Source organism: Streptomyces apricus, from assembly GCF_008369065.1.
In the GTDB taxonomy this organism is placed as follows: domain Bacteria; phylum Actinomycetota; class Actinomycetes; order Streptomycetales; family Streptomycetaceae; genus Streptomyces; species Streptomyces apricus.
Genome location: NZ_VDFC01000086.1, coordinates 1 through 2,082, shown reverse-complemented (window position 1 = coordinate 2,082; position 2,082 = coordinate 1). Strand labels below are relative to the sequence as shown.

Here is a 2,082-nt window from a genome sequence, read left to right as displayed (position 1 = left end):
GCCCGGGAGCCGCCCGCTACCTGGTACCCGCCCTGGTCGCGGGCGCGGTCGCGGTGGGCCTCGGCGCCTACGGGAACGTGCACGACCCGGAGGGCACCGCCTTCAACCTGGCGGGCTTCAGCAGCACGAGCGCGGTGAAGTCGTGGCTGGCCACCGTCGCGGTGGCCTTCGCGCTCCTGCAGCTCGTCTCGGCGCTCATGCTGTACGGGCGCCTGCCGGGCCCGGGCTGGTCCGGTGTGCTGCACCGCTGGTCGGGCCGGATCGCGTTCCTGGTGGCGGTCCCGGTGGCGGTGCACTGCCTGTACGCGCTGGGCTACCAGACCTACGAGCCGCGCGTCCTGTGGCACTCGCTGCTGGGCTGCTTCTTCTTCGGCGCGTTCAGCGCCAAGATGCTGCTGCTGCGCGCGGAGCGGCTGCCCGGCTGGCTGCTGCCCGTCGTCGGCGGGCTCGTCTTCTCCGCCCTCACGGTGGTCTGGCTGACCTCCGCCCTGTGGTTCTTCCGCACCTTCGGGGTGACGACATGACCGACCCCCTGACGGGCCGTCCACCGCGGCGGCGCACGGTGCTCGCGACGGGCGCGGCGGCCGCGCTGCTCGCGGGCTGCAGCAAGTACGGGGAGGGTGGGGGCGTAGCACAGGAGGAGGCTCCCCCGGCGTCCGGCGGGAAGGAGCTCGTGCGGACCGCCGACGTGCCGGTCGGCGGCGGCAGGGTCCTCAAAAAGGAGAAGGTCGTCGTCACCCAGCCGCGGAAGGGGGACTTCAAGGCCTTCTCGGCGGTCTGCACCCACGAGGGCTGCGTCGTCGCCGAGGTCAAGGACGGCACCATCGACTGCGCGTGCCACGGCAGCAGGTTCCGGATCGCCGACGGCTCGGTGGCCGGCGGCCCGGCCCCGGAACCGCTCCCGGCGCGGCGGATCGCGGTCGAGGGCGACACGATCCGCTCCGCCTGAGCCGCCGCCCACCGCCCTTGCGGGAGTCCCGGCGGTCAGGTCCCGTCAGGCGTCCCAGAGCGCGCCGAACGCCATCAGGTCGCCCTGGTGCTCGATCCGGTCGGCCCATTCCACGGGCCAGGCGTCGGCCCCGAGGTACGCCCCCGCGAAGGCGCCCGCCAGACAGGCGATCGAGTCGGAGTCCCCCGAGGTGCAGGCGGCCCGGCGCAGGGCCGTCACCGGCTCGTCCACGAAGAGCAGGAAGCACAGCAGCCCGGTGGCGAGGGCCTCCTCGGCGATCCACCCGGCGCCGGTGGCCAGGCACGGGTCCGTCTCGGGCGACGGCGAGCGCAGGGCCGGCCCGAGCCGCTCCAGGACCTCCAGGCACTCGTCCCAGCCGCGCGCGATGAAGTGCTCCGGCGTCGGGTCCTGGGCCCGGGTCCACAGATCGCCCAGCCAGAGCTCGTGGTACCGCCGCCGGTTCTCGTACGCGTACGAGCGCAGCCGGCCGACCAGTCCCGTCGGCTCGGCGCCCTGCGCGAGCAGCCGCAGGGCGTGCGCGGTGAGGTCGGAGGCGGCCAGCGCGGTCGGATGGCCGTGGGTGAGGGCGGCCTGCAACTGCGCGGCGCCGGCGCGCTGTTCGTCGCTCAGGCCCGGGGCCAGGCCGAGCGGCGCGACCCGCATGTTGGCGCCGCAGCCCTTGGAGCCGACCTGGCTGGCGTCCTGCCAGGGCCGGTCCTCGCGCTTCAGCCTCTCGCAGGCGACGAGGCAGGTCCGGCCGGGCGCGCGGTTGTTCTCCGGTGACCGGTACCAGTCCACGAACTCCTCGCGCACGGGCCGCTCCAACCGCTTCGGACCGAGCAGCCCGCGGTCCATGGCGGTGCGCAGCCCCCTCGCCAGCGCCAGCGTCATCTGCGTGTCGTCGGTGATCAGGGCGGGGTCCGGCAGCTCCAGCTCCCGCCAGGGCCCGTACGCGCCGAGGATCGACGGCACGTCCTTGAACTCGGTCGGCGCCCCGAGCGCGTCCCCGAGGGCGAGCCCGAGCAGCGCCCCGGTGGCGGCCTGCTTCCTGACGGTCGTGGTCATGAGGATCGCCCTTCCGAAGACGAGACAGAGGACTGCGGCACAGAGGACTGTGCCGGGGACTGCGGCGA

3 protein-coding genes are annotated in these 2,082 nt (G+C 74.4%); 2 read left to right on the top strand and 1 reads right to left on the bottom strand.

Annotated elements, in window-relative coordinates; translation table 11 throughout:
* A partial coding sequence (locus tag FGF04_RS37170) for a DUF6529 family protein (protein WP_149515809.1) occupies window positions 1-524 on the top strand: 524 nt, incomplete at its 5' end.
* The gene (locus tag FGF04_RS37165; protein ID WP_235882691.1) at window positions 521-949 is read left to right on the top strand and encodes a Rieske (2Fe-2S) protein; all 429 of its coding nucleotides are present in this window, start codon (window positions 521-523) and stop codon (window positions 947-949) included. The genes FGF04_RS37170 and FGF04_RS37165, both read left to right, overlap by 4 nt.
* Window positions 950-994: 45 nt before the next feature.
* Here FGF04_RS37165 and FGF04_RS37160 read toward each other — a convergent pair whose 3' ends face one another.
* Window positions 995-2,014 carry an ADP-ribosylglycohydrolase family protein gene (locus tag FGF04_RS37160; RefSeq protein WP_149515808.1) on the bottom strand — a complete coding sequence of 340 codons (1,020 nt, stop codon included), beginning with the start codon at window positions 2,012-2,014 and terminating at the stop codon, window positions 995-997.
* Between the last annotated feature and the right edge of the window lie 68 nt (window positions 2,015-2,082).

Bases quoted from the DNA above. Each gene is read 5' to 3' on its own strand.
- FGF04_RS37165 (WP_235882691.1), top strand. From the start codon at position 521: ATGACCGACCCCCTGACGGGCCGTCCACCGCGGCGGCGCACGGTGCTC.
- FGF04_RS37160 (WP_149515808.1), bottom strand. From the start codon at position 2,014: ATGACCACGACCGTCAGGAAGCAGGCCGCCACCGGGGCGCTGCTCGGG.